Annotated in this window: 23 protein-coding genes and 1 tRNA gene; 14 read left to right on the top strand and 10 right to left on the bottom strand. The window is 51.0% G+C overall.

The annotated features are described in order from the left end of the window. Positions 1-396: 396 nt before the first annotated feature. The 3 genes from ACQY8X_RS05730 to ACQY8X_RS05720 all read right to left on the bottom strand — a co-directional run bounded on the left by ACQY8X_RS05730 (position 397) and on the right by ACQY8X_RS05720 (position 3,117). Positions 397-1,860 carry an NAD-dependent succinate-semialdehyde dehydrogenase gene (locus ACQY8X_RS05730; protein ID WP_428034191.1) on the bottom strand — a complete coding sequence of 488 codons (1,464 nt, stop codon included), beginning with the start codon at positions 1,858-1,860 and terminating at the stop codon, positions 397-399. 215 nt (positions 1,861-2,075) lie between these two features. Beyond that, complete coding sequence (locus tag ACQY8X_RS05725; protein ID WP_428034190.1) at positions 2,076-2,456, bottom strand: carboxymuconolactone decarboxylase family protein; 381 nt, start codon at positions 2,454-2,456, stop codon at positions 2,076-2,078. A gap of 13 nt (positions 2,457-2,469) precedes the next feature. Further along, entirely contained in the window at positions 2,470-3,117 is a 648-nt protein-coding gene (locus ACQY8X_RS05720) for a GntR family transcriptional regulator (protein WP_428034189.1), read from the bottom strand. 166 nt (positions 3,118-3,283) lie between these two features. On the opposite strand from ACQY8X_RS05720, the gene ACQY8X_RS05715 reads away from it, so the two are divergent. The 10 genes from ACQY8X_RS05715 to ACQY8X_RS05670 all read left to right on the top strand — a co-directional run bounded on the left by ACQY8X_RS05715 (position 3,284) and on the right by ACQY8X_RS05670 (position 11,166). After that, the gene (locus ACQY8X_RS05715; protein ID WP_428034188.1) at positions 3,284-3,883 is read left to right on the top strand and encodes an amino acid synthesis family protein; all 600 of its coding nucleotides are present in this window, start codon (positions 3,284-3,286) and stop codon (positions 3,881-3,883) included. Further along, complete coding sequence (locus ACQY8X_RS05710) at positions 3,855-4,685, top strand: alpha/beta fold hydrolase (protein ID WP_428034187.1); 831 nt, start codon at positions 3,855-3,857, stop codon at positions 4,683-4,685. Before ACQY8X_RS05715 ends, ACQY8X_RS05710 begins: the two co-directional genes overlap by 29 nt. Beyond that, complete coding sequence (locus ACQY8X_RS05705; protein WP_428034186.1) at positions 4,682-5,590, top strand: flavin reductase family protein; 909 nt, start codon at positions 4,682-4,684, stop codon at positions 5,588-5,590. Before ACQY8X_RS05710 ends, ACQY8X_RS05705 begins: the two co-directional genes overlap by 4 nt. A gap of 19 nt (positions 5,591-5,609) precedes the next feature. Continuing rightward, positions 5,610-6,644 (top strand): LLM class flavin-dependent oxidoreductase, encoded by a 1,035-nt coding sequence (locus tag ACQY8X_RS05700; protein WP_428034185.1) that lies wholly within the window; start codon positions 5,610-5,612, stop codon positions 6,642-6,644. 19 nt (positions 6,645-6,663) lie between these two features. Then, complete coding sequence (locus ACQY8X_RS05695) at positions 6,664-8,154, top strand: aldehyde dehydrogenase (RefSeq protein ID WP_428034184.1); 1,491 nt, start codon at positions 6,664-6,666, stop codon at positions 8,152-8,154. A gap of 203 nt (positions 8,155-8,357) precedes the next feature. After that, positions 8,358-8,567 (top strand): hypothetical protein, encoded by a 210-nt coding sequence (locus ACQY8X_RS05690; RefSeq protein ID WP_428034183.1) that lies wholly within the window; start codon positions 8,358-8,360, stop codon positions 8,565-8,567. Between the two features lie 15 nt (positions 8,568-8,582). Then, positions 8,583-9,161, top strand: coding sequence for a dimethylsulfonioproprionate lyase family protein (locus tag ACQY8X_RS05685; protein ID WP_428034182.1), 579 nt, complete (start codon positions 8,583-8,585; stop codon positions 9,159-9,161). A gap of 199 nt (positions 9,162-9,360) precedes the next feature. Then, entirely contained in the window at positions 9,361-9,870 is a 510-nt protein-coding gene (locus tag ACQY8X_RS05680; RefSeq protein WP_428034181.1) for a hypothetical protein, read from the top strand. Between the two features lie 56 nt (positions 9,871-9,926). Continuing rightward, positions 9,927-10,487 (top strand): cyclin-dependent kinase inhibitor 3 family protein, encoded by a 561-nt coding sequence (locus ACQY8X_RS05675; RefSeq protein ID WP_428034180.1) that lies wholly within the window; start codon positions 9,927-9,929, stop codon positions 10,485-10,487. Further along, on the top strand, positions 10,477-11,166 hold the full coding sequence (locus tag ACQY8X_RS05670; RefSeq protein ID WP_428034179.1) for a hypothetical protein: 690 nt from the start codon (positions 10,477-10,479) through the stop codon (positions 11,164-11,166). The genes ACQY8X_RS05675 and ACQY8X_RS05670 overlap by 11 nt, the downstream gene beginning before the upstream one ends. A 191-nt stretch (positions 11,167-11,357) precedes the next feature. Here the strand turns inward: ACQY8X_RS05670 and ACQY8X_RS05665 are convergent, their stop codons facing one another. Then, positions 11,358-12,269, bottom strand: coding sequence for a LysR family transcriptional regulator (locus tag ACQY8X_RS05665; RefSeq protein WP_428034178.1), 912 nt, complete (start codon positions 12,267-12,269; stop codon positions 11,358-11,360). An 83-nt stretch (positions 12,270-12,352) separates the two neighbouring features. Between ACQY8X_RS05665 and ACQY8X_RS05660 the strand changes: the two genes are divergently transcribed. Further along, on the top strand, positions 12,353-13,183 hold the full coding sequence (locus tag ACQY8X_RS05660) for a phytanoyl-CoA dioxygenase family protein (RefSeq protein ID WP_428034177.1): 831 nt from the start codon (positions 12,353-12,355) through the stop codon (positions 13,181-13,183). 122 nt (positions 13,184-13,305) lie between these two features. On the opposite strand, the gene gcvA is transcribed toward ACQY8X_RS05660, so the two are convergent. The 5 genes from gcvA to ACQY8X_RS05635 form a co-directional block, all read right to left on the bottom strand. After that, positions 13,306-14,226 (bottom strand): transcriptional regulator GcvA, encoded by a 921-nt coding sequence (gene gcvA, locus ACQY8X_RS05655; protein WP_428034176.1) that lies wholly within the window; start codon positions 14,224-14,226, stop codon positions 13,306-13,308. A 110-nt stretch (positions 14,227-14,336) separates the two neighbouring features. Further along, positions 14,337-15,833, bottom strand: coding sequence for a CoA-acylating methylmalonate-semialdehyde dehydrogenase (locus ACQY8X_RS05650; RefSeq protein ID WP_428034175.1), 1,497 nt, complete (start codon positions 15,831-15,833; stop codon positions 14,337-14,339). Between the two features lie 77 nt (positions 15,834-15,910). After that, on the bottom strand, positions 15,911-17,068 hold the full coding sequence (locus tag ACQY8X_RS05645; RefSeq protein ID WP_428034174.1) for an iron-containing alcohol dehydrogenase: 1,158 nt from the start codon (positions 17,066-17,068) through the stop codon (positions 15,911-15,913). A 102-nt stretch (positions 17,069-17,170) separates the two neighbouring features. Next, the gene (locus tag ACQY8X_RS05640; protein WP_428034173.1) at positions 17,171-18,799 is read right to left on the bottom strand and encodes a BCCT family transporter; all 1,629 of its coding nucleotides are present in this window, start codon (positions 18,797-18,799) and stop codon (positions 17,171-17,173) included. Continuing rightward, positions 18,796-19,245: a universal stress protein gene (locus ACQY8X_RS05635; RefSeq protein ID WP_428034172.1), complete on the bottom strand. Its 450-nt coding sequence runs from the start codon at positions 19,243-19,245 to the stop codon at positions 18,796-18,798. Before ACQY8X_RS05635 ends, ACQY8X_RS05640 begins: the two co-directional genes overlap by 4 nt. A 523-nt stretch (positions 19,246-19,768) precedes the next feature. On the opposite strand from ACQY8X_RS05635, the gene ACQY8X_RS05630 reads away from it, so the two are divergent. From ACQY8X_RS05630 to ACQY8X_RS05620, 3 genes are all read left to right on the top strand, one after another. Then, positions 19,769-22,282 carry a CoA transferase gene (locus ACQY8X_RS05630; protein ID WP_428034171.1) on the top strand — a complete coding sequence of 838 codons (2,514 nt, stop codon included), beginning with the start codon at positions 19,769-19,771 and terminating at the stop codon, positions 22,280-22,282. Between the two features lie 51 nt (positions 22,283-22,333). Further along, complete coding sequence (locus ACQY8X_RS05625) at positions 22,334-23,515, top strand: iron-containing alcohol dehydrogenase (protein WP_428034170.1); 1,182 nt, start codon at positions 22,334-22,336, stop codon at positions 23,513-23,515. A gap of 323 nt (positions 23,516-23,838) precedes the next feature. Beyond that, positions 23,839-25,659: an amidohydrolase gene (locus tag ACQY8X_RS05620; RefSeq protein WP_428034169.1), complete on the top strand. Its 1,821-nt coding sequence runs from the start codon at positions 23,839-23,841 to the stop codon at positions 25,657-25,659. Positions 25,660-25,852: 193 nt separating this feature from the next. On the opposite strand, the gene ACQY8X_RS05615 is transcribed toward ACQY8X_RS05620, so the two are convergent. Next, positions 25,853-25,928: transfer RNA gene (locus ACQY8X_RS05615), tRNA-Phe, on the bottom strand. Positions 25,929-26,177: the final 249 nt, after the last annotated feature.

Here is a 26,177-nt window from a genome sequence, read left to right as displayed (position 1 = left end):
ATAATATTCTTAACGAGAAAATGATGGATTGTGCAGGGGGAAAACAGGGATATATCGATTTTTAATCTATGATTTTTAGTTAATTTATTGTTTTTAAAGAGGGTGTTTGAAATAACGCAGCCAGACCGTCGGTCAGCTTTTCTGACTGCGGTGGTAATGCATGAAGAAGCTCTAAAAGACGGATCATGTCAGCAGATGACGGTGCGGGACGTCAGGGCGAGAGTTTTTTATCGGATGATGTGTTGTCAGCGTGAGTGTGGCAAGCCGCGTCAGAGGAGCCACCAGACGCAGTCAATAGGGCATCTAATGATATGGACTCTAACCGGCCTCAGAAGGGCAATGATCCCTGTGAAATTGACGGGCTGTTTCAGGTTGAAACAGCCCGATCGATAAGCGTCATATATCACCCATACAGATATATTTAATCTCCAGATAGTCATCCATTCCGTATTTAGATCCTTCGCGTCCCTGACCTGACTCCTTTACGCCTCCGAAAGGGATGACTTCAGAGCTGATTGCGACCTCATTGACCCCGACCATGCCATAGTCAATTGCTTCAGAAACGCGCCATACCCGTGAGGCGTCTTTGGTAAAGAGGTAGGAAGCCAGCCCGAACTCTGTATCGTTGGCCATTGCTATCGCTTCTGCTTCGGTACTGAATTTATAGATAGCGGCAACAGGGCCAAATATTTCTTCTTTGGCAATACGCATATCATTGCTCAGGTTAGATAAAACCGTTGGTTGATAGAAGGCATCACCCAGTGGATCAATCTCTCCTCCTGTCGTCACACGCGCACCTTTAGCTTGCGCATCAACAACCAGCGAATGTACATTTTCGGCGGCTTTAGCCGTGATCAGGGGGCCTAGTGTGGTCGTTTGCTCAAAACCATTACCTAATCTGAACGCTTTCACTTTTGCGGTAAACTTCTCTACGAATGCATCGTAAATGGTGTCCTGCACGATGATGCGATTGGCACAAATACAGGTTTGCCCCGCGTTACGGTATTTAGCTGCAATAGCCCCAGCCACCGCTTTATCTAAATCAGCATCGGCGAATACCAGTACAGGAGCGTTGCCACCTAACTCCATAGAGGTTCGTTTAACGGTTTGAGCGCATTGCTGCATCAGTAGCTTGCCGACCGGTGTTGAGCCGGTAAAGGTGAACTTCTTTACCATAGGGTTTGAGGTCAGCTCAGAACCAATCTCAGGCGCCGCGGTACCAACCACCACATTAATCAAACCTGCAGGAATACCTGCTCTGTCAGCTAACTCTGCTAACGCCAGCGCAGAGAGCGGCGTTTCAGCTGCTGGCTTTATGACGATGGCACAGCCTGCCGCTAATGCGGGTGCCGCTTTACGGGTAATCATTGCATTAGGGAAGTTCCAGGGGGTTACCGCAGCGACTACCCCGATGGGTTGCTTTATAACGATAGAACGGCGATCTCTGGAGGTGCTGGGAATAACGTCACCGTAGATACGCTTAGCTTCTTCGGCGAACCATTCAACGAATGATGCGCCATAGGCTATTTCACCTTTAGACTCTTCTAATACCTTGCCCTGTTCCGCCGTCATAATCATGGCCAAATCGTCTTGATTAGCCATGATTAAATCAAACCATCGACGTAATAAAACCGAGCGTTCTTTTGCGGTGGTATTTTTCCAGGACTGCATCGCCAGCTCTGCCGCTGCAATTGCCCTGCCGGTTTCTGCTGCGCCCATCTCGGCTACTTGAGTGATGGTCTGATTGTTTGCCGGGTCGATCACGGGGAACGTCTTGCCTGAGTCCGCATCTAGCCAGAGACCATTGATATAGGACTGATTTCTTAGCAATGAGGGATCTTTTAAATTTGAAATGGACATGGTTTTCACCTGCTCGCTGACAATTGATTGAGATAAAGGGCCGTCTATTTATGGGGTAACCAAGCCTTGAACTCGCTTATTCCATTTATTTCAGGCGACACAAAGCCGCGAGGCGTACACAGGTCTGCCTCTGTCTGCTTTGCTAACGATTGATGCTGTTGGATCAGGCTCTGGTTGGTCCTGATAAGGCAGGTCGGGCCATTAACAGCTAAGTCTTATATACGTTCGAGTTCTTCCAGAACTGTTCTGGCGATTCTGAAGCACTCAACGCCTTGAGGCACGCCACAATAAATAGCGATAGCGTGTATGGCGGAGCGGATCTCGTCAACAGAGACGCCGTTAGTGATGGCTCCCCGGAGGTGTAACTCCCACTCATGCATCTTACCGAGTGCCGCAATCATGGTGAGATTCATCAGTGATCGGGTTTTCATGTCGATGGTCTCGTCGCCCCAACCAAATCCCCAGCACCATTCGGTCATGGCTTCCTGAAAAGGTAAATTAAACGCATCGGCCTTAGCCAGATTATGAGTGACATAGTCATCACCTAAGGTGGCTTTACGTTTACTCAGACCTAATTCAAACAGTGCTTTGTCCATCACATACCTTCCGTTATGTTAGCTTAGATGCGATTTCAGCTGCCTCAGTAAGATGCTTTTTGCAAATTGCTTCAGCAAGATCAGTATCTTTCTGCTCGATCGCATTGATAATGTTTAATAAGTTATCAGGCCCTTTGGTTTTTCGGCCTGTTGAGCTTAGGGTCAGTGCCCGCAATCTGGAAATACGGGCATTGAGTCGTTCTACTAAATCCCAGGCGACATGTTTGCCACCGGTGGTGAATATTAGTTTATAAAACGCAGTGGTCAGCTTTAGTGCCTGCATCACCTCTTCGTTTTGCAGACAGTCTGCTATTTTTTCACGTAACTGATGTAGTTCTTTAATCACTGTTTCATCAGCATTGAGCGCACAGCTTCGAACCGCGGAGCACTCCAGCATGGTGCGAATATCATAGATCTCTTTTATTTCGTCACTGCTGATCTTAGCGACCATAAACCCTGCATTAGGGATACCGACAATCAGTCGCTCACTTTCCAGGTGTCTGATGCATTCACGTACAACGGTACGGCTAACGCCCATACTTTCGCATAGGTTACGCTCTACCAACCGCTCACCTGGTTTGAATAGATCATTGGTAATCGCATCCCGCAATGACTCCAACGCATTTTCTTTCAGTGTTTTGGGTCTATCTACCTTTAACATATGGCTCATGATTCCGTTGTTTAAACTGATAAAGGCTCTCTATATAAGGGTGAGCGCTAAGGAATCAAGATTACTATATTTTCGAATGTTTTGTTGCATGCAGTAAGGTTATATGATTGTATACCATAATACAATAAACGATCTTGTTTCTTTAAGAGAGCATGAAATGAAGCCTGAAATCAGAAAAATAGTCAGTTTTGAAGAAGAAACCTTTATTGAAGGTTTTAAAGAAGTGCAAACCCCTGTACGTATGTTTGCTGTCGCCGCAGTGATTAAAAATCCCTGGGCAGGACGATATGTAGAAAACCTTCGCCCGGAGATCCTGGCGTACGGTCCTGTTTTAGGCCGGATCCTGACCGATAAGATTAGTGAGATGGCGGGTGGTGCAACCAATATCGAGGCGTTTGGTAAGGCTGCAGTGGTTGGGCAGAACGGTGAAATAGAGCACGCATCAGCGTTAATTCATACCCTTCACTTTGGAAATGCTTACCGTGAAGCTGTAGAGGCGAAGTCTTTCTTATCTTTTACTAATACCCGCGGGCCCGCGAACACGCCGATCATGATTCCGATGATGGATAAAAACGACGGTGGTCGTCGATCCCATTACCTTACGCTGCAGTTCAATATCTCGGATGCGCCGGGCCCTGATGAAGTCGTCATCGTTTTGGGGGGGGCAACAGGTGGCCGTCCACATCATCGCATCGGTGACCGGTACCAGGAGCTTAAGGAGTTAGGACATGATATTGAAAACCCGGCAGCGGTATAAGTCAGATAACGGACTGGCCTATATTAAGTCTGGTTCCGGCTCACCGATCGTATTGATACATGGAGTAGGGCTTCGCGCTGAAGCCTGGCTCAATCAGGTGCCTCTGCTTAGTCAGCAGCATACGGTGTATGCCGTTGACATGCCCGGTCATGGCGAAAGCGACCTGTTGGCGAACCGTGATGCAGGTTTAGATGAGTATGTAGATGCGATAGCCACTTGGATAAAAAATGAGATAAACGCGCCCGTTATTATGATGGGGCACTCGATGGGATCGATGATTGCGCTTAATTTTGCTATTCGGTACAGCCACATCTGTAGCGGGGTTGCTGCGCTTAATTCAGTCTATCGCAGAACATTCCAGGCAAAGCAGGCGGTACAGCAGCGTGCCCTCGAGATGGTCAGCAATACCGCTGTGGATAATGTGACCACCCCGATTCTTCGCTGGTTTAGCAAACATCCGCGCGGATTTGAAAAGCAGATGGCCGATCTGTGCGAGCAGTGGTTGCTGGCCGCTCCAGCAACCGGTTATGCCCGGGCTTATCAGATCTTCAGCCAGAATGATGGCCCTGAGGATGACGCATTAAAGGGGCTGGAAATGCCAGCCATCTTCATTACCGGGGACGGCGATGCCAATTCGTCCGGGCATATGTCGCAATGCATGGCGGAACTTTGCCCGAATGGTCGTTATGCCGTGATTGAGAATTCACGTCATATGGTACAGATGACCCACCCTGATGAAGTTAATCAGTTACTCGCCGAATTTGTTCAGCAATGCGGCACACACATAAGGAGCCAAGCATGACTACTATTGATACCCGAGAGCTACGTAATGCGTTTGGGTCGTTCATGACTGGCGTCACTGTGGTGACGGCGGTCAGCGACTCTGGAGAGAAGGTTGGGTTTACCGCTAACTCATTTACGTCGGTTTCTGTGGAGCCTCCGCTATTATTAGTGTGCCCTTCTAATAAACTTTCAAGCTTCGATATTTTTAATCGCTGTAAACACTTTGCGGTGAATATTCTTGCAGAAGATCAGCAGGATATTTCAAACACCTTTGCCAGTGCTAAAGGCGACCGTTTTGAAGCTATTAGCTGGCATAGTGATGAGAATGGTTGCCCCATCATCGAAGGTTCCGTCGCGCATTTTTCCTGCTCGACCTATAACAATATTCCTGCGGGCGATCATATTCTGCTGGTGGGCCAGGTTAACCAGTTCAACACGAATGAAAAACTGGGGTTGGGGTATGCTAAAGGTGGTTACTTCAGCTTAGGTATGGAGCATCGTGCTGAAGAACTAACCCACTCTCTCAGTGGTGTGGTGGGCAGTATCATCGAATTCGGTAATAAAGTATTACTCACGCCAACCGAGCAGGGTTACACCCTGCCGCACATCGATATCAGTTCCGATCAGGGCTCGCAACAGAGCCTTCGCGAATTTTTGGGCGCTCAGGGGATGGATTGCGAAGTCGGTTCTGTTTACTCCGTCTATGAAAATCTGACTGCACAAAAATTCACTACTTATTACCGCGTTAATGCCAACAATGATCAGACCAATACGCTGGGAGAGTATGTCGATATTGGTCAAATTGCAGATCTCGATTTTGTTTCATCTGATATACAAAGCATGTTGCAACGCTTTGTTCTTGAGAAGCAAAACGGCGTCTTCCGTTTGTATGTCGGCGACAACACTACCGGTAATATCCACTAAATAGATCAGGAGGTATGTGATGAAGTTTTCTCTGTTTGCACATATGGAAAGAGTTAATGATCAACAGACCCAGAGTGACCTTTACGAAGAGTTTCTGTCTCTGAGTGAGATGGCCGATAGCGGCGGCATGTGTACCATCTGGACCGGTGAACATCATGGTATGGACTTTACCATAGCGCCGAATCCGTTCCTGAACCTGGTTGATTTAGCACACCGGACGAAGAATGTTCGCCTGGGTACAGGCACCGTTGTTGCTCCTTTCTGGAACCCGATTAAACTGGCTGGCGAAGCCGCGATGACGGATATCATCACCCAGGGGCGTTTAGAGCTTGGCATTGCGCGCGGCGCATACTCATTCGAGTATGAGCGGATGATGTCCGGGGGGATGGATGCGTGGGAAGCGGGCGAGCGTTTGCGGGAGATGATTCCGGCCATCAAAGGCTTATGGAAAGGCAATCACACTCAGGAAAGTAAGTATTATAACTTTCCTAAAACCACCTCATCGCCGAAGCCTTTATCCGAGAAAGGCCCTCCTATCTGGGTTGCGGCACGCGATATTAATAGTCATGAGTTTGCCGTTGAAAACGATTGTAACGTCCAGGTCACACCGTTGTGGCAGGGACTGGAAGAGGTTGAAAGCCTGATCCGTAAATTCAATCAGGCCTGCGAAACATTCGATAAGCGTCCTAAAATCATGATTTTGCAGCATGCTTATGTTGGTAAAGATGAGGCTGAGCTGGCCCGTGCTGCTAAACAGTTTAATGAGTTTTACTGCTATTTTGGCGCCTGGTTCAAGAATGAACGCGTCATTGACCAAGGGCTGATTCAACGGCTGAGTCAGGAAGAGATCGATGCACATCCTTTTTATTCCGCTGAGCAGATACGCAAAGATCTGATGATAGGTACGTCGAAGCAGATAATCGATCGCTTAAAATATTATCAGGATCTGGGCTATGACGAGTTCTCATACTGGTCTGATTCTGGCATGAGCCGGACGGAAAAAGAAACGTCGCTCGCGCGCTTTATTGATGAAGTAATGCCTGCATTTAGCTAACGAATAGGTGAGAAAAATAATGAGAAATGATGACCTGCCTCATTACCAGTTGCTGATTGACGGAGCCTGGGTTGAAGGTGCAGATAAACAGGTTATGCATAGCACTAATCCTGCTAACGGTACCGAATGGGCAACGTTTGCCTGTGCCAACACAGCTGATGTTGATCGTGCGGTTAAAGCCGCCAGACGTAATCTGAATAGCGGCCCCTGGGCGAGCATGAATGCCACGCAGCGGGGAGCGTTACTGTATCGCTTAGCGGATCTGGTTGAGCAAAATGCGCAGGCACTAGGGGAAGTTGAAACCACCGATAGCGGAAAACTGGCTGCAGAAACCGTTAGCCAGTCGCGTTATGTCGCCAGTTATTATCGTTACTATGCCGGTTTGGCTGACAAAATTGAAGGGGCGACGTTACCCATTGATAAGCCAGATATGCATGTCTTTACCACTCCGGTTCCTATTGGTGTGGTGGCCGCTGTGGTGCCGTGGAATGCACAGATGTTTCTTACCGCCTCCAAGCTGGGCCCAGCATTAGCTGCAGGCTGTACAGTAGTGCTAAAAGCATCTGAATTAGCGCCTGCTCCAATGTTTGAGCTCGGTAAGCTGATTCAGGCAGCGGGTTTCCCCGATGGTGTGGTATCGGTTATCACGGGTGATGCGGCCAATTGCGCTATTCCCCTGACCTCCCATCCTGATATTGATCGTCTTGCGTTCACCGGAGGCCCGGAAACCGCTAAGCATGTTATTCGTAATACCGCTGAAAACTTCGCCGTAACATCGTTGGAGTTGGGGGGGAAGTCTCCGATTATCGTTTTTGAAGATGCTGATCTGGAAAGCGCAGCTAATGGCCTTATTGCCGGCAACTTTGGCGCATCGGGGCAATCCTGTGTGGCGGGCTCACGGGCCTATATTCAGCGATCTGTTCTGGAAGAACTGAAGGCTAAGATTGAAGAAAAAGCCCGACACATCATTATTGGCGATCCCCAATCCAGCGACACGCATATCGGGCCTTTATGTACACTGGCCCAGGTAGAGTGTATTGAAGCGACGCTGACTAAAGCGATAGAACAGGGTGCAAGTATCCGCTTTGGCGGCAAGCGTGCGCCACAATATGGTTCCGAACATTATTTTGAACCGACCATGGTTGAGTGTCCAAACGATCAGATTGAAACCCTGAAAACAGAGATGTTTGGTCCGGTTATGTCGATTGTTGCTTTTGATACTGAAGAGGAAGCGATCGTTATGGCCAACAACAGTATCTATGGTCTAGGTTCTGGAGTCTTCACTCAGAACATTGCCAGAGCGCATCGGGTATCGAGCAAAATTCGCGCAGGCATCTGCTGGGTAAATACCTATCGTGTTACTTCACCTATCGCGCCTTTCGGTGGTATTAATCAGTCTGGTTATGGCCGGGAAGCGGGTGTACAAGCCGTATTGGATTATATCCGCACCAAAACCACCTGGATTAATACTTCATCTGAGCCGATGAGTAATCCTTTCGTGATGAGATAATCCTCTTAGGGCTTTAACTGCCAACGAGCGATTAATAAAACGACCCGAATAACAGGGTCGTTTCTTTGTGGTAAAGAAAGTTTATCAATCCGTTCTGTAACACTTATTTCCTGGCATATGCTTAAAATCCCCTGAACCACTATATCCCCCTGTGTTACTGTTTAGCCATTGGGTTTAAGCATTCTCCACAGAGGAATTGAGCGTTGAAAAAGTTTGAGTTACATCTGGATGCGATGATCGTTATTGCTCTGCTGTTTGTGTTATCTCTGGGGGTTAACGTTGTCCTCTATCGCCTCTATTCCGCAGAGGCAAAGGCGAACGTTAAGTTTCAGATTCAGAGCCAGGTTGATCAGCTTAATCTGGCCTCAATGCAGGCGTATATCGATAAGATGCAAGCATCAGGCGATAAGTAAGTTTAAAGGTACTTTATGGATAGTCGATTTGATGATTTCCGGCTGCAGTTACTCAGAACACTAAACGACGCTGATGGGGTGTCGTCAGAGGCCTGCGGCATGGTAACAGCGATGAGCCAGTGCCTTGAGCGGGAAGGCGATCTATCCCCGCGAACGGTACAGAGCAACCCTTTGAGTGACATCCTGTTGCAGGTGAAAGGAAACTATCAATCTCTGCCTGTCGGGTTGCATCCGCTAGTCGGGTCTTTCTTCAATATCGCAGACTATCTGGCATGGCACAAAAGGCCGGCCCCCGATATGCCGGATTTTATGGCGGGCCACGCAAACGCCGAGATTATCGGCCCCCGAGGGCTGGAGCGGCGGGATGATCTGGTAGTTGGTGTTACCCTGATGCGACCCGGGATAACCTATCCGGATCACCAGCATCCACCTGAAGAGCTCTATATTGTTCTGAGCGAAGGCCTGTGGCGACAAAATGATAACCGCTGGAGTTCGCCGGGCCCCGGCGGGTATGTCTATAACCCGGCTGACATTGTTCATTCAATGAGATCGGTTGAGTCACCGCTGTTTGCTCTGTGGTGCCTGAAACTATAAAAGGCCTGTTCCATTCGTACTGTGCGTTAATTCTGATTTCCGGAACCTTGCACACTTCTTGCAAATCCTCTCCTATCCAGGAGCTTCTTTTCAGTCATCAGCAGGATGGTTGATTCATTAGCTTTACCCTGAATGCTCCTGAGCCTATATCTGACGCTGTCTGGGGAGAGGTCTGAAGTGTAATGAAGGCAGGAATGCGATGGAAAATATAGCGATACTGGAAGGTAAGCAACGTTACTTTTCCGACAATTTGTCGGATGAGCTGGGGTTGGTGCTCTATCAGGCCGCCAATCAGAGTGATCCTCTAGCAAAGGAAAGCATTCTGCTGGACGCGATGCAGCGCTGGCCTGAGGCGCTGGATACTTATATCGCCCTCTACAAGCTCTACTTTCGCACCGCCCGGTATGAAGATGCCGAACGCCAGGTCTGGCTGACGCTGACCGAAGCTGCCCGTCAGGGTGGTTTCAGGCGTAACTACCGTTTGTTATTAAAGGACAGTGCTCCCTGGCTGGAAGACAAGTCCGTTGCCCGGCTCTATCTGTTCAGTCTTAAGGCGCTTGGTGTGATCCGTCTGCGCCAGGCAAAAGTGCTGCGGGCGCAGCAGGTGCTGAGTAAACTGCTGGAACTTGACCCCACCGATGAGATCGGCGGCAGCAACTTTCTGCATATCGCTGAACGTTTTATTGAAGAGGAGATGGCGGGTGAATAGTCTGTCTGTGTTAAGTCTGCCGCTGACATTCTGTATCAATACCGGGAGAGCGTGAAATGGTAACCCGCACCAGTCAGTCTCACCCCCTGCAGATAGCAGAGGTTCGTGCGGCTGACTCTTTTGGCCGCATCGGCATCACTTTCTGTCCGGGTAAACATGACCCGTTTGCGATTACCGGTGCCTGGGCGCGGGATCTGGATGCCGATCTCGACGTGATTGCTGACTGGGGGGCAACGCTGGTTATCTCTCTGGTGGAAACCTTTGAACTCAGACAGTTGAAAGTCCCTGATCTTGGGGCCGCCACCCAGCGCAGAGGGATCGGTTGGCTCCATCTGCCGATAGAGGATTACTCGGTTCCCAATGAGATGTTTGAGCAGCAGTGGGTCTCTCAGGGGCGGGAGATCCGCAACAGGTTGCGCAAGGGTGAGGATATACTGGTGCACTGTAAGGGCGGCCTTGGCCGGGCCGGGATGATCGCTGCACGGCTGCTGGTTGAGTTGGGTATGAACCCTAAAGTGGCGATTAAAACGGTGCGCCGGGCGCGCAAAGGGGCTATAGAAACACCCTCGCAACTGACTCTTGTGCGGCAAACTCAGGCTATTTCCGATGAGTTGTGATGGGGCCGGCTGTGTTGTGATTGATACTCAGACAATGCAGCGGGTAGGCGGCCAGATCGGCAGCAACCCGGCCGGGATATTTCAGGACCACAACGGCCAGCGCTACTATGTAAAATCGCTGGAATCGCCGATGCATGCCCGTAATGAATTGATCGCCGCAAGACTCTATCAACTGGCCGGCGCACCAACCCTGACCTATCACAACAGTGTCGACCCTTACCAGATCGTCACTGAGTGGTTAACCCTCGATAAAAAGCATATCGCCCACTTTAATGCGAGCGAATGCAAACAGGCGCAGCAATGGTTCGGTGTACATGCCTGGACCGCAAACTGGGATGCCGCCGGTTTCGACGGTGATAATCAGGGCGTGGTCGATGGTAAAGTCATAACTCTGGATGTCGGTGGGGCGCTGGCCTTTCGCGCCCACGGTGATCCCAAAGGCAAAGCGTTTGGCATACAAGTAGAGGAGCTCAGCGTATTGCGCAGCGATAGAAACAATCCCCACGCTCTTAAGTTGTTCTCCAATATGACAGAGGAAGATATCGAAGAGGCGATCAGCGTGGTCACGCGGATTCCGGGCGAACAGATCCGCCAGGTTATCCTCAACAGCGGCGGTAGTCAGAAACTGGTCGATAAAATGATTGCCCGTCAAGCGTATATGCGGGACTGGCTGGGGTAGGTGTTACGATCTATCACTGCACCCGCTTGCTACTGGTTTATTACTGATTAATTGTTAATTTGTCAGGCTAATAGAATTGGTTGTCTTCTCTAAAAAGTTAATTTGTCAGGTAAATAGTGTGCGGTTGTTATGCTGTGATCTATTTGTAAGGCAAATAGGGCTCGCTGATCTTTTAATTACTCTCTGTCAGTTTACGCAGTGCCATCCAGTTCACCACAGACCTCGATAATCTGCTGACGCAACCATTGATGCGCTTTTGACTGGTGGGTCATCTTGTTCCAGTAAAGGCAGAGTTCAAAACGGCTGTTGAAGGGTGGATCTTTAATCAGCATCGGCTCGCCTATCAGCCGGGCTAAACGTTCTGGCAGCGTGATCATCAGATCGGTGTTTGCAATGGTCGGAATAAAGTTAGACACACTCGGCAGCCGCAGTCCGACATTCAGGTTGACTCCCTGAAGCGCCGGGCTGTTCAGATAGAGCGGCTTCCAGCCGCCTTCATAGTAGATCTCCAGATGCCGGGCCTGAATATAGTCATCCCGTCCGATCTGTTTATCCGCCAGCGGATGTTCTGCGGAGATCAGACACACATAGCGATCCTGAAACAGGGGGCGTTGATAGAGTGCTTCATAATCCCCCATCACAGGCGACAGCAACAGGTCGCACTGGCCCCGTTGCAGCTGTTGGTGACCACTGAGGTGTGACTGAATAAAGGTCATACGGATATTGGGGGCCAACCGGTTTAACCTGTCTAGCAGTTGCGGCACGATTACCTGCAGTTCATACTGGTTACAGGAGATCGTCATATCCAGGGAGGCATTGGCCGGCTCGAACACCTCGGGTTGTAGCAGCTCAGACATCCCCCGAAGCAGGTTCTCAATCTCCGGCATAATCTGGCGACAGCGGCTGGTGGGCGCAACGCCCCGGCCCGAGCGCACAAACAGAGGATCGTGCAGTGCTTCACGCATCTGTTCCAGCGTATAGCTGACGCTGGGCTGATTCTGCCCCAGTTGAATCGCCGCCGCCGTCAGGGAACCCTGCTCATAGATCTGTTTGAGGGTCTTCAGGCTTTTAAAACTTAGCGCGCTATAATCTAATTTTTCCATAACAGATATCAAAATTATCGACTTAATCAATATTAATGATAGCGCTATAGTCGGATCAACAATAAATATAACAGGAGAGCGGTATGACTCAGCGAGATCTGACAGCGGATGAGATTCAGCAGTATCAGCAAGATGGCGTTGTTTGTCTGCGCAACGCGGTTGACCCTGAGTGGGTTGAAAAGCTGATTGCGTTTGGCCAGTACCAGCTTGATCACCCGGGTGAACTCTGCAACGACGGGAACCCCGGCGCAGAGAAAGGTCGTATGTTCACCGACCGCTACCTCTGGCGATCCAATGATCTGGTGTATCAGTACGCAAAGGAGTCCGGCTGCGCCCGCCTGGCCGCCCAGGCGATGCAGAGTCAGACCGCACGCTTCTATTTTGATCATCTGCTGATTAAAAAAGCGGAAACCACGACGCCAACCCCCTGGCATCAGGACGTGCCCTACTGGCCGTTCAGAGGTAAACAGATCGCCTCCATATGGCTGGCCCTCACCCCGGTGACAGTGGCGGGCAGTGGTCTGGAGTTTGTCCGGGGCTCTCACCGTGATGATGTTTTCTACCTGCCAGAAGCCTTTGGTACCTCAGGTGAAAAAGCCAATAGCTGGACCGGCACCGGTGAGGGCATCCCCTGCCCCGATATTGAAGCCGACCGCAAAAACTTCGATATCATCGGTTTCGATCTGCAACCCGGAGACGCCCTGCTGTTCTCCGCCTGGACGCTGCATGGCTCGCCCGGCAACCAGTCAGCCACTCAGGACCGGATGGCCTTCTCAACCCGCTGGCTGGGCGACGATGCCATCTGGGACCCAAGGCCCGGCACCGATCCCAGCGTCAATCCGGCAGAGGTACGTGTTAGCCCCGGCAGCCATCCAGGCGATAATGCGATCTTTCCGGCGTTTTATAGGGCTTAGATGAGAGAAACCAGAGATAAGGAAAATGGCCAGACCGCCGTTTTACGGCTAGCTCGCTGCCAGACGTAAAACTTCGTTTTACTTGCCAGAAAAAGAAGGGGCCGATCTATTTCTTAAGCGTCCTAAGGGATAGAAAACAGGTCTGTGCCCTGCTTTCTTACCAGCTCGGCCTCGCTAATGACCCAGGTACGGAATGTTTCTGCATGGGGATGCTCATACTGATTATCGGGAGAGACCAGATAGAAGGCTTCCGATGTAGGTACCCGCTCTTTCAGCGGAGCAACCAGACGGCCCGATTCAATCATGCCCGCGACCAGCGCCGAACGTCCCAGCGCGATACCTTGCCCGCAAGCAGCCATTTCCAGTGCGGTTATCAGTGTATCAAACTGTAAACCCTGATCAGATTTAACATCATCATGACCTGTCTGACTGAGCCAGTATCCCCAACCCTCTTCATAGCCCACCACATGCAGCAGGTCATGCTCCGCCAGTGCCGCCGGGGTATCCGGTAGTGCATTGCCACTATCCAGCACAGGACTACAGACCGGGATCAGCTCATCCCAGGATAAACGGTCAGACCTGAAACCGCGCCAGTTACCTTTACCGTAGCGGATCTCCAGATCCGTATCCTTTCCCCGCTCATCGGGCCAGATATTACTGCTGAAGCGCAAATTAACATCGGGATGCAGTTTACGAAATTTCCCCAACTTGGGCGCCAGCCAGGTGGTAAAGAAAACCAGATTAGTTCTGACCGTCAATAAGCGGGTGCGTCCCTGGCCGAAAATCTCATCGGTCGCGACGGCCAGACGTTGGATTGATTCATGCACTGCGGGCAGATAGGCCATACCTGCCTCCGTCATTTCCAGCCCGCGGGGTAAACGCTTAAACAGGGTTACCCCCAGTTGCGATTCGAGTCCTTTAATCTGCTGACTGATAGCCGCCTGAGTCATATTCAACTCAGTAGCGGCCTGGGTAAAATTCAAATGCCTGGCTGACACTTCAAACGAGCGTAGCCAGTTAAGGGGCGGTAATCTTTTTTTCAATGTGTTACCTATAAAAACAGATATCCCAAGAGGGTCTATTGTATATAAGAATAACGCAAAAAAGGCCACATACCCGTCGCTGGATATGTGGCCAATACGGTGACTTTAAGTTACTTCATGGTTGGCATCGAGAACTCAACACCTTCACGCACCCCGGCAGAAGGCCAGCGCTGAGTAATCGTCTTACGTTTGGTATAGAAGCGCACACCATCCGGACCATAGGCATGCAGATCACCAAACAGAGAGCGCTTCCAGCCACCGAAACTGTGGTAAGCCACAGGTACCGGCAGCGGCACATTGATACCCACCATACCAACCTGGATGTGATCGGAGAAATAACGCGCCGCTTCGCCATCACGGGTAAAGATACAGGTACCGTTACCGTATTCATGATCGTCAATCAGTTGCATCGCTTCATCCATGCTGCTGACGCGCACAACCTGCAGCACCGGCCCGAAGATCTCTTCCTGGTAACTCTGCATGGCTGGGGTAACGCCATCAATCAGGGTGGCACCGACGAAAAAGCCCTCCTCATAACCGGCGACCTGAGGGTGACGGCCATCGATCACGACCCGCGCACCATCAGCTTCCGCACTGTCGATATAGCCCACCACTTTCTGTTGATGCTGACGAGTGATTACAGGGCCGAAGTCGTTGCTGCTATCGCTATAAGCCCCCACTTTCAGGGTCTGCATCGCTTCGCTCATTTTAGCGACCAGTGCATCGGCAGCGGCATCACCGACAGCAACCGCAACAGACAGCGCCATACAGCGCTCACCGGATGAACCAAACGCAGCCCCCAGCAGTTGGTTTACCGCATTATCCATGTCGGCATCAGGCATGATAATCGCGTGGTTCTTCGCACCACCCAGCGCCTGGCAACGCTTACCGTTGGCATTCGCGGTGGAGTAGATATACTCAGCAATCGGTGTAGAACCCACAAAGCTGACGGCTTTGATACGCTGATCAGTCAGCAGCACATCGACCGCTTCCTTATCACCGTTGACCACGTTCAGTACGCCATCCGGCAAGCCTGCTTCCTGCAACAGCTGGGCGATAAACAGTGTGGAGCTTGGATCACGCTCAGATGGCTTCAGAATGAAGGTGTTGCCACAGGCAATCGCCAGCGGGAACATCCACATCGGTACCATCGCCGGAAAGTTGAACGGTGTAATACCGGCGACCACACCCAGTGGCTGAAATTCGCTCCAGGAATCGATATTCGGACCGACATTCTTGCTGTATTCACCTTTCAGCAGTTCTGGAATACCACAGGCAAACTCAACGTTTTCAATACCTCGCTGCAGCTCACCCGCCGCATCATGGCTGATTTTACCGTGCTCTTCACCGATCATCTCACAGATGCGGTCAGCATTCTGTTCCAGCAGTTCCTTAAAGCGGAACATGACCCGGGCACGCTTAATGGCCGGCGTGTTACGCCATTCAGGAAACGCCGCCTGAGCCGCAGCGATAGCGTCTTCGACGGTGGCTTTAGATGCCAGTGCGACCTGCTTGGATGCAGTACCGGTGGCAGGATTATATATATCCTGAACCCGTGCTGCGTCGGTGACAATTTGACCGTTGATCAGATGTCCAACTGTGTTCATGTAATTTTCCTCAAAGTAAAATCAGGCAGAACTTCGCCTGCCGGTATAGCGTAGGGAGACAATGATTAAATTCGGCGTTACCAGAGCTGTTTGTAGATCGCGACAATCTGTTCAGCACTGGGAACACGGGGGTTATTATTCGGTGAACCTGACGCCAGCGCTTGTTCAGCCATGGTCGGCATCAGGTCAAAGAAATCCTGACGAGCAATGCCGAACTGCTCCGGTGTCGGCACCTGCAGCTCATCATTCAGAGCCCGCAACTCATCCATCAGTTTACTGTTGGCCACGTCGGTGCTGTCCTGCTCGGTGGCAACACCCATCGCCCGGGCACAGTCCGCATAGCGCTCTGCCGCTTCAGGGATAGAGAACTCAGTGACCGCTGGCAGCAGCATCGCATTCGACAAGCCATGGGGCACGTGGAAAGCGGCACCAATTGGCCGACTCATGCCATGCACCAGCGCGACCGAGGCGTTGGAAAAAGCGATCCCCGCCAGCGTTGAGCCCAGCATCATCGCTTCCCGGGCGGCTTTATCAGTGCCATCGTGGAACACCCGACGCAGATTGGGGCCGATCAGGCGCATCGCCGAAAGTGCCTGGCTATCACTGTATGGGCTGGCCTTTTTACTGACATAGGCTTCCATCGCATGGGTCAGCGCATCAATACCGGTGTCCGCAGTAATCCGCGCTGGCAGGCTCAGGGTCAGACTGAAATCCACCAGTGCAGCGACCGGCATAAAACCGATACCGACACAGAGCATCTTCTCGTCAGTGGTTTCATCCGTAATGATGGTAAAACGCGTCACTTCGGATCCGGTGCCCGCGGTGGTTGGCACCGCTATAATCGGCAGTCCTTCCTCATTGACGATACGGGGGAATTTGTAATCCCGCATCGTGCCGCCGAACTTACCCAGAATACTGATCGCCTTGGCACTGTCGATCGGACTACCGCCACCCAGGGCGATAATACTGTCGTAGTTACCATGACGTACGGTATCTACACCCGCCTGAATAGAGCTGACAGTCGGCTCTGGTACCGTGTCATCAAAGACCTCGGCGGTGATGGACTCTGCCGCCAGCCGGGTTTGAATGCTATCTGCATAACCCAGCTGGACCATCATCTTGTCGGTAATAATCAACGGCCGGGAGCAACCCAGGCTGGTGAGGATAGTCGGAATTTCCTGACTTGCACCTTCACCAACCTGCATGACACGGGGAAGAATTATCTGAGTAGACATAAGAACTCCACTTTTCTGAGATCCCAGCATTATCCGGCTGGCAATCCAATAAATAAGCGCTGTTCGGGCACCCTAACCAGAGGGCTATGGTGCCCGGTCAGGCTATGTGTTAACGGTTACAGCAACATCTTTTTCACTGACGGAGGACGTCAGCACAGCGCTTGCACGGTTCTTTGACGAGCCTGGCAGCGTTCCCGGAAGCGGCTCTTCACGCAGAGATTTACACAAGCCAAAAGCCGCGAGAATGACCACAATCGAGAACGGTAATGCAGCCACAATTGACGCGGTCTGCAAGGCTTTAAGCCCACCAGCAAACAGCAATACCGCAGCCACCGCACCGATAGCCATGCCCCAGAAGACCCGATATCGTGCTGGCGGGTGCTCATCACCCATAGAGATCAGCGTACAGATAACCAGCGTCGCTGAATCAGCTGAGGTTACAAAATAAGTCACCAGCAGTACGGTACAGATGCCCGCCATCAGCATGGTCACCAGCTGACCATTGCCCATCAGCTCGATCGTTTTAAACAGCGCCATCGTCAGGTCTTCGTTAACTGCTTCAGTCACGCCGCCGCTGCCGAATAACTCAATAAACATCGCGGTATTACCGAAGATGGTGATCCATAAGGCTGCCAGCATCGTCGGCGCCAGCAGCACACCCAGGACAAACTCACGAATGGTGCGGCCTTTGGAAATACGGGCGATAAACATGCCACAGAAAGGTGCCCAGGCGATCCACCAGCCCCAGTAGAAAATAGTCCACCAGCCCTGCCACTGACTCTCAGGGTCAGGATTAACCCACAAACCCAGCTCTACTGCATGGAACAGGTAGTCACCGGTATTGGTGAAGAAGGAGCCGAGTAAGTAAGCGGTCGGTCCAAAGATGACAAACAGCAGCAGAATCACGATCGTCAGTTGCATGTTCAGCTCACTGAGAATCCGGATTCCCTTATTCACCCCGGAAAGAACGGAGGCGGTAGCAATGACCGAGATAACGGCAATCAGAATAATCTGATTGGTGACAGACACTTCCAGGCCGAGCAGGTAATTCAGGCCCGCATTCATCTGCTGCGCCCCAAGGCCCAGCGAGGTGGCAATACCAAAGACGGTACCAAAGACTGCCAGCAGATCCGCTGCATGCCCAATAGGCCCGTAAATCTTGTCACCAAAGATGGGGTACAGGCTCGAACGGATAGACAGGGGTAAGCCCTTACGATACGAGAAGTAGGCAAGTGCCAGACCGATGACTGCAAATAGTCCCCAGCCATGCAAACCCCAATGGAAAATAGCGATGCGCATCGCAACCTGAGCCGCTTCTACCGTCTTCGCCTGTCCGTCTGCGATAAACGGGTTGCTCTGAAAGTGATAGATGGGCTCAGCAATACTCCAGAACAGGATGCCTATTCCGATACCGGCGCCAAACAGCATGGAAAACCATGAAAAACGGCTAAACTCAGGCTTTTCGTCCTCTTTTCCCAGGCGGATATCACCATAACGGCTAAATACCAGCCATACGGCGAGAAACAGAAAGGCACTCATGATTCCCACATAGTACCAGCCAAGGTCTGACGCAATATACGCTTTAGCAGCGCTGTAGATCGAATTGGCATATTCCGGATCGATAACGGTAAATAACACAAAGGCCATTACCAGCAAGCCTGAACCGACCGCCATAATGGGGTGAGTACCGGCAAACAGGCCCGTTTCAGGTATCATCGCTTTATAATTCATGACGCACTCCTTTCGCGTATTACCATCACGGAACAATCAGCATGACGCATGACATGGGCAGCATTGGCGCCAATCAGGTAGTCTTTCAGTTCCGGACGATGAGATGCCATGACGATGAGATCCGCATCCACAGCGGTCGCCAAACGAAGAATCTCTTTGTAAATATTCCCCTGACCAACCATTGGATTAACGGTAATGCTTTGCGGAACCTGCTGTGTAATCAACTGCTTGAGTGATTCGAGGCCCTCCTGTCGGATATGCTCATCAATGCCATCCGGCAGATGAGCCGCGATAGCGGGAATATCGGCATTAGGAACAACCGTCACAACATGCAATGTTGCTCCGTTGCTGCGCGCCTGTTCGATTGCATCCGGCAGAGCTGAGCGCCACGAGCTTTCGTGGTGCAGATCTACCGGTATGACGATGTTGTTGTATTTATTATTCATTGTTCGTCTCTTTGCTTAGGGTTCAGTTTTTTGAATCGAGCCCGGTGGCATTGATCACTTCTTCAGACCGGCTGCAGAAGCAATTCGGCAGTCATTGTTATGAATCGCCTCAGAGCTGAAAAGCAAAAAAATAGCACCCTTAGGCCATAAAATATTTATGCATAGGTGAGTGCTTCCTGTGTTTTAAATATAAATAATAATAAAAACAAATAGATAGATGGTGTACATTTCATCCTGACGGGAAAGTCATAAAAAAAATGACGTCTAAGAGGTTTTTTTTATTGCTGGTTCCGCTCCTGGTTCACTCCTAACATTCTCAATCGATAGCCCTCCCATGCCGAACAGTCCCGTCGGCAGAGGGAGGTTATCAGCGATCAGGCTGGTGTCGTCTCAGGTGACCGAGTCCATGATCGCTTTGAATACAAACCGGCATTTCCGGATGTAATAGTAGAAACCGATCGTTCCGCACCTTGATTAGCGTTGCTACAGGCAGGAACAGCTTCTGATTAGGAAGAAAATTGAGATGAACAATAACAACCAATTACCTCTGGCCGGTGTTCGCGTAGTGGACTTTGGCCAGCAGATTGCTGGGCCAGCGGCTGCCATGACACTGGCAGATCTCGGTGCCACTGTGATACATATCGACCCACCTCAGGGGCCTCAATGGAACCATCCGGCCAATGCCATTCTTAACCGTAACAAACGCTGTCTGAGCCTGGATCTGAAGACCCGCAGCGGTCTGCAGCAAGCACTGTCACTGATCGAACAGGCCGATATCGTTATCGAAAGTTTTCGTCCGGGAGTCATGCAGCGTTTGGGTATCGATTTCGGGCAGCTACGCGCTGAACGCCCGGAGTTGATCACCCTATCTGTACCTGGTTTTGCCAGCAATGATGAGCTGCGGCGTGAATGGAAAGCTACTGAAGCGGTGGTGGCTGCCACCTCTGGCGCTTTCACCGATATGGGTTTTAACCGGGTGCTGATGGGTATTGAACCCAGCTTCTCACCTCTGCCGCTGGGGTCGTCCTACGCCACTACGCTGGCCGCCAGTTCTGTTGTGCTGGCGCTGCTGGAGCGGGAAAAAACCGGCCGTGGAGATAGTATCGAAGTTCCGGTAAGTGCTGCCCTGATGGAGGGTCTGTCTTACAACTCCTATGTTGTTGAAGGGCTGCCAGATCGCTATAAAACCATGCGTGAGCACGAGATCGAATACCGCAAAGCGAACAACATTAAGATGGATCTCTCCTATGATGATCTGCAGGAGTATCTGGATCCTTTCTATCGCACTTATGAGTGTGCCGATGGTCGCCAGTTCTACTGTGTTTGTCCATCCCACCGTAATCATGCCAAACGGGCTTTGCAGGTGCTGGGAATCTATGATGAGCTGCTCGCCGAAGGCCTGCCCGATGTAAAAGACCTGCACCTGCCGATTGCCGAATGGGAGGGGGAAACCTCAATTGGTGTTTATCCACTGCCGAAAAAGTGGGCCGACATTATCTCTGCAAAAATGAAAAAGGCTTTTCTGACCAAGACCTCTGAAGAGTGGGGTGTCGCCTTTGGCGAAGGTCAGATTCCGGGGGCACCGCATCGCACCACTCAGGAATGGGTTAACGATGAACACACCAATGCCGCTGGCCTGATCGTTGAGGTTGATGATCCGGAATACGGATTGATGAAACAACCGGGTCCGTTTACCTGGTTTGAACATAATGCCGGGCAGATGCTGACACCACGGCCACGCAAAACAGTCAGCTTTGATGAGGCATTGGCAGAGCTGACGTCCGTTGCTCAGGCAGACAGGGTCACCCGCCCTGTAGGTAATGCTATTCAGCCGGCATCGGGCAAAGGCTGGCTGGACGGTTTTCGGGTTCTGGATCTGACCAATGTGATTGCCGGCCCGCACTCCGGTGCCTTCCTGAGCCGTTTTGGTGCCGAAGTGATCAAGCTTGATCCGGTTACGCCACTGTATGATCCCTTGATTGGCACGCTGTTCAGCTTCCAGACCGACATGGGCAAGAAAAAAGCCCTGGTTGATATCATGACGACTGAGGGCCGCGAAGCGTTCAACCGTCTGGTTCGTTCAGTCGATCTGGTGCTGATCAACGCGCCGAGCCGACAGATAATACCTCTGGGCCTGGACCATGACAGCCTGCAGGCCATCAATCCGGGTGTGCTGTTCTGCCGCCTCGACTGTCTTGGCGGCCCACGTCCGGGACCCAAAACCAACTATATCGGTTACGACGATATCATTCAGGCTAACAGCGGCATTATGAGTCGCTTTGGCGGTCCGGACACCCCGGAGGAGCACGCCCACCTGGGGACACTGGATGTAAACTGTGGTTTTGCTGCCGGCCTGGGGATGGCCGTGGCGATCTATCACAAACTCAAAACCGGCAGCGCATCCCGTGTCAGAACGTCGTTGTCAGCAGCCGCCAACCTGGCCCAGATTCCCTTTGCGTTCGACTATGAAGGCCGGGCACCGTTCGATGAACCCTCCGGTCGTAATGTACAGGGAAATCACGAGCTGTCCCACTTCTATGAGACCCGCGATGGCTGGATATTCCTCGATTCAGAGATCTCTGAACTCAATAAACTTAGCGCTATCGAGGGGCTGGAGCAGATCGCACATGCGGAGAGCATCTCCGACTACCTGACAACAGCCTTTAAACAGGCCGCTAGCGCATACTGGATCGATGTTTTGCACAGTGCCGATATCGCAGCGGCGGTACCTAACTCAATCGAAACCCTGCGCGAGCAGTACAGCCGTATGGCCGATGGCTGTGTGGGTATCGACCGGGGCAGCTATGCCTTCTCGATCCATCCTGATCATCCCAGCGGCCACTGTCTGACGCAGATTGATCATTACGCCATCCGGCCGGTTGAGGCCAGAATCAAAGCGGTGTCGCCCGCAGAAAGTTTCGGTCATTCCACCCGTGAAATACTCCGCTCGGTGGGTTACAGCGAGGCGGAAATCGAGTCGATGATTGAACGCAAGATTGCGGGCCTGGCCTGGGGTAAAGAGTACCTGCCAAGTTAATTGCGCCAAACAGGCGGGGCTCCCCCGCCTGTTACTTTTCAGGAGGGTTGCATGTCTTATCGTATTGTATCCCCACGTATTATGCAGATAGGTGACGGTGCGATCTCAGAGCTACCGCATATTCTTCGCTCACTGGGTTATCGTACCCCGATGCTTGTGACCGATATAACCATCGCTGGCCTGGGTATTGCCAACCGCGTCTCTCAACTGCTGGATACTTATCGTATCAGCCATGAAATTTTTCAGGACATTCAGACAGAACCAACCATCACTGCAATAACCGCGGGGGTCACCAAAGTGCTGGCCGGCAATAACGACCTTTACCCCGAGCCTTTTGATTGCATCATCGCCCTGGGTGGCGGCAGCACAATCGACACCGCTAAAGTGATCGGCAGGGTAGCAGAATCCGGATTCAGGTCTCTGGATACCCGCTATCACACTTCATTAACTGACGGTCTGCCCATTATCGCAATACCGACCGCTATCAACGGATCGGCAACGTCCAAATACAGTTTTATTAAGGATAACAATGCAGAATCACAGATAACCTGCACCGACCTGAGCTTCAGTCCGGTTGCCGTGATCGTCGATTCCGAACTGAATCGCAGCCTCTCCCCGCGAATGATCGCCGCTTCCGGGCTGGCAGCATTAGCCCGGGGACTCGAATCGTTCGTCAGTCGCAAAGCGACGCCTTATAGCGATCAGCAGGCATTAGCAGCCATCCGCCTGATCAGTCAAAACCTGCGTCCGGCGGCGGTGCAGAAAAATAATACCACTGCGCGACAAGCGGTCATGCTGGGAGCCAACCTGGCGGGTACCGCTTTTTCTATCACCTCTGGCGCGCTGTTGCAGAGCATGAGCAACACGCTGCAAAGCTTTTGTCGCCTGCCTCATAATCTTACTAATGCGATGCTGTTACCCGGCATCACAGCATTTTCCGCCTCTTCTACGCCGGAACGGTACGCTAACTGCGCCAGAACCATGGGTATAGCGACCGATAAAGACAGCGATCAGGCGGCCATAAAAAAACTTATTGCTGCGCTGGAAACCCTATACCAGGAGCTAAAACTTCCGAGCCTGTCAGCTTACGGCGTGAATCAAGCGTATTTCCAAACCCATCTCGAACAGATGGTCGAACAGGTCATCACATCCAGCCTGATTTACAATCATCCACGTATTCCCTCCCGGGAAGAGATAACCCTGATCTATCAACAGCTTTGGCATCAGGAATAAGCCTGCACCGGGGAACCTCACGCTTCGGCGTTGAATCCGGAAAAGGCAAACCTGGCTGCGCAAAGTAGCCAGGTGATAATGCGGTCTTCCCTGAGTTCTATTCCTGCTAAAGCCTTTAGGTCAGGCCAGTAGTGGTGTCCAGATGTGATTTTTACACTGCCCATCTTCCTCAGATAACTGATCCCCTCAGTGTTCTCTGTGCCCTCTGTGGTGCAAATTCCGATTGGCAGAATGTTTCTTGATACCCTGAAAGAGGTATTTATCTATGTTTTTCATTCTCCCTACACTGGCAGGGTTAGTCACTATACAAAAGGAACATATTAATGGCATTTGCTCGAAAGCAATTAGCGATCTCGGTCGCATTAATGAGCAGCATACTGCTTATCGCCGGGTGTAGCTCACTGGGTCAGTCCGACACAGGCCAAACGGCCGATACTGTGTTTATGGGCGGCCCCATTTATACGCTGGATAAAACGAACCGGGTTGTCGAAGCGTTGGCCATTAAAAATGGGGCCATTATTGGGGTTGGCTCTAAACAAGAATTAACCCAGCTGATCGACTCTCACACCAGCATTGTCGATTTGGATGGCAAAACATTAATGCCCGGCTTAGTGGATGCGCATATGCATCCAATGGCGGGTGGTGAACAACTCAATACCTGTTCTCTGAATTACGCCCCTCTGTCTGTCGATCAGGCCGTTGCAAAAATTACAGCCTGTGTCGAAGAAAGCAGTGAGCAAGACCCAACACGCTGGTTAAAAGTGGGTGGCTGGTATCGTCAGGCAATGACGCCAGCAGGCGCCGATTTAAGCGCAGAGATACTAGACAGAATTCCAACAGACCGTCCTATCTACGTTTTTGGTAGTGATTTTCACTCTTTGGTCACCAATACGGCCGCGTTAAAAGCCGCTGGAATTGATCGTTCAACGCCGTCACCAGAGGGTGGCCTCATTGAAAAAGACGCCAACGGTAACCCAACAGGTATATTTTTAGACAGTGCCATGTGGGCACTGGCAGCACATGTACCGCCATTACCAGAAGCAGAGGAAAAGCAGAAAAACCTTAACGATATGGGAATGGCAGTTAAAGCGATTTCATCACAAGGTGTCACAAGTATTCTGGACGCCGCCGCCAATGAGTCCACCATTGCGGCATTCAGACACTTAGCTCAACAAGGCCAATTAACCGTTCGTGCTAATTTAGCGCCTAACTTCGGTCCCGAGCGCTTACAAACCCCTGAAAGCATCGTTGCCGAAGTAAAAGGTTTGGCTGATACATTTAATTTGCAAAACACGGCAACACAGCCGGGCATTCAAGTAAATACCGTCAAAGTCTTTATGGACGGTGTGATTCAGGCGCCGGCACAAACGGGCGCAATGATGGCCCCTTACCTTCATAACAGCGGAACCAGCAGCAACCCATCCTGGAGTGCCAGCGATAACCACGGTGAGCTTTATGTCAGTGAGGAAACCCTGTCTAACGCCATGCTCGCTTTTTCTGATGCAGGGTTCAATGTTCACATGCACACCGATGGTGACAGAGCGGTACACACCGCCCTGAACTCTCTGGAGACCTTAAAAAAGAACCGCCCCGACTCGACCCTGCGTCCGGCATTAGCGCATTGTGAAGTTATGGTGCCTGAAGATTATGAGCGTTTTGCTGAGTTAAACGCTTTGCCTGTTATTTCGTTTCAGTGGGGCAAACCTGCACAAGATACGATTGATACGGTAAAAGACTACATGGGTGAAGAGCGCTTTAATTACGTTGAAACAGCAGGCAAGTTCGCACAAGCAGACGCAAAAATTGTCTATGGCAGTGACTGGCCAGTAGATGCTCTGAATGAATGGTTTGCGATGGAAGTCGCCTTAACTCGCATGAATGAAAATGCAACGGAACCAAAATACCAGGGACGTTTAGGGGATGATCCCGGCCTCGATATTCAAACCGTTCTTCGCGCGTTTACCATCAATGCGGCTTACTCATTAAATATGGACGATAAAGTCGGTTCATTAGAGGTGGGTAAGTTTGCTGACATGATCATCATTGACAGGGATCTATTAAACACCCCATCAGATCAAGTCAGTGAAACGAAAGTGCTGAAAACCTATCTGGGTGGCCGGGAAGTGTATACCGCGCCAATGTAACTACTGAAAAGTGCCAATACGAAAACCGCAGGCTTTTAACCTGCGGTTTTTGTTTACATAAGGTTGAATGGCGCTATGTGGCCCTAAGTGTAAGTAGCGAACGCAGATAATCGAACCGCTTGGTGCTTCGTAGCGGTCTTGCAGGCATAAAAAAGCCCCACTAGCGATGCTGTGAGGCTGATTTATTCCTGAATGGTGCCCGGACTCGGAATCGAACCAAGGACACGAGGATTTTCAATCCTCTGCTCTACCGACTGAGCTATCCGGGCAAACAGGAGGTGCGTATTAAACTGATTTCAGCCTGCGCTGTCAATACAGCTGTCCGCTTTTTTTTAATATTCTTCCAGGCCTGACCCTTTTGTGCCCCTGAATTGCGGTTAAAAATGTGGGAGATGCTGTTCTCACACGCTTTATCCAGGCTGAAACAACTTACTTTGAAGGAGGTACGTACCCTTCGGCTTTTTCATAGTCTTCGCCATCCATAAATTTCTGCATCTCCTGCTGCAAAAATTCGCGGG

Origin of the sequence: Amphritea sp. (assembly GCF_050300915.1) — a bacterium.
Lineage (GTDB): Bacteria > Pseudomonadota > Gammaproteobacteria > Pseudomonadales > Balneatricaceae > Amphritea.
The sequence above is the reverse complement of the archived record's forward strand: the minus strand, read 5'-3'. Positions and strand labels throughout refer to the sequence as shown.

Excerpts from the sequence above, each read along its gene's own strand:
- ACQY8X_RS05730 (WP_428034191.1), bottom strand. The coding sequence starts at position 1,860 with ATGTCCATTTCAAATTTAAAAGATCCCTCATTGCTAAGAAATCAGTCC.
- ACQY8X_RS05725 (WP_428034190.1), bottom strand. The coding sequence starts at position 2,456 with ATGGACAAAGCACTGTTTGAATTAGGTCTGAGTAAACGTAAAGCCACC.
- ACQY8X_RS05720 (WP_428034189.1), bottom strand. The coding sequence starts at position 3,117 with ATGTTAAAGGTAGATAGACCCAAAACACTGAAAGAAAATGCGTTGGAG.
- ACQY8X_RS05715 (WP_428034188.1), top strand. The coding sequence starts at position 3,284 with ATGAAGCCTGAAATCAGAAAAATAGTCAGTTTTGAAGAAGAAACCTTT.
- ACQY8X_RS05710 (WP_428034187.1), top strand. The coding sequence starts at position 3,855 with ATGATATTGAAAACCCGGCAGCGGTATAAGTCAGATAACGGACTGGCC.
- ACQY8X_RS05705 (WP_428034186.1), top strand. The coding sequence starts at position 4,682 with ATGACTACTATTGATACCCGAGAGCTACGTAATGCGTTTGGGTCGTTC.
- ACQY8X_RS05700 (WP_428034185.1), top strand. The coding sequence starts at position 5,610 with ATGAAGTTTTCTCTGTTTGCACATATGGAAAGAGTTAATGATCAACAG.
- ACQY8X_RS05695 (WP_428034184.1), top strand. The coding sequence starts at position 6,664 with ATGAGAAATGATGACCTGCCTCATTACCAGTTGCTGATTGACGGAGCC.
- ACQY8X_RS05685 (WP_428034182.1), top strand. The coding sequence starts at position 8,583 with ATGGATAGTCGATTTGATGATTTCCGGCTGCAGTTACTCAGAACACTA.
- ACQY8X_RS05680 (WP_428034181.1), top strand. The coding sequence starts at position 9,361 with ATGGAAAATATAGCGATACTGGAAGGTAAGCAACGTTACTTTTCCGAC.
- ACQY8X_RS05675 (WP_428034180.1), top strand. The coding sequence starts at position 9,927 with ATGGTAACCCGCACCAGTCAGTCTCACCCCCTGCAGATAGCAGAGGTT.
- ACQY8X_RS05670 (WP_428034179.1), top strand. The coding sequence starts at position 10,477 with ATGAGTTGTGATGGGGCCGGCTGTGTTGTGATTGATACTCAGACAATG.
- ACQY8X_RS05665 (WP_428034178.1), bottom strand. The coding sequence starts at position 12,269 with ATGGAAAAATTAGATTATAGCGCGCTAAGTTTTAAAAGCCTGAAGACC.
- ACQY8X_RS05660 (WP_428034177.1), top strand. The coding sequence starts at position 12,353 with ATGACTCAGCGAGATCTGACAGCGGATGAGATTCAGCAGTATCAGCAA.
- ACQY8X_RS05650 (WP_428034175.1), bottom strand. The coding sequence starts at position 15,833 with ATGAACACAGTTGGACATCTGATCAACGGTCAAATTGTCACCGACGCA.
- ACQY8X_RS05645 (WP_428034174.1), bottom strand. The coding sequence starts at position 17,068 with ATGTCTACTCAGATAATTCTTCCCCGTGTCATGCAGGTTGGTGAAGGT.
- ACQY8X_RS05640 (WP_428034173.1), bottom strand. The coding sequence starts at position 18,799 with ATGAATTATAAAGCGATGATACCTGAAACGGGCCTGTTTGCCGGTACT.
- ACQY8X_RS05635 (WP_428034172.1), bottom strand. The coding sequence starts at position 19,245 with ATGAATAATAAATACAACAACATCGTCATACCGGTAGATCTGCACCAC.
- ACQY8X_RS05630 (WP_428034171.1), top strand. The coding sequence starts at position 19,769 with ATGAACAATAACAACCAATTACCTCTGGCCGGTGTTCGCGTAGTGGAC.
- ACQY8X_RS05625 (WP_428034170.1), top strand. The coding sequence starts at position 22,334 with ATGTCTTATCGTATTGTATCCCCACGTATTATGCAGATAGGTGACGGT.
- ACQY8X_RS05620 (WP_428034169.1), top strand. The coding sequence starts at position 23,839 with ATGGCATTTGCTCGAAAGCAATTAGCGATCTCGGTCGCATTAATGAGC.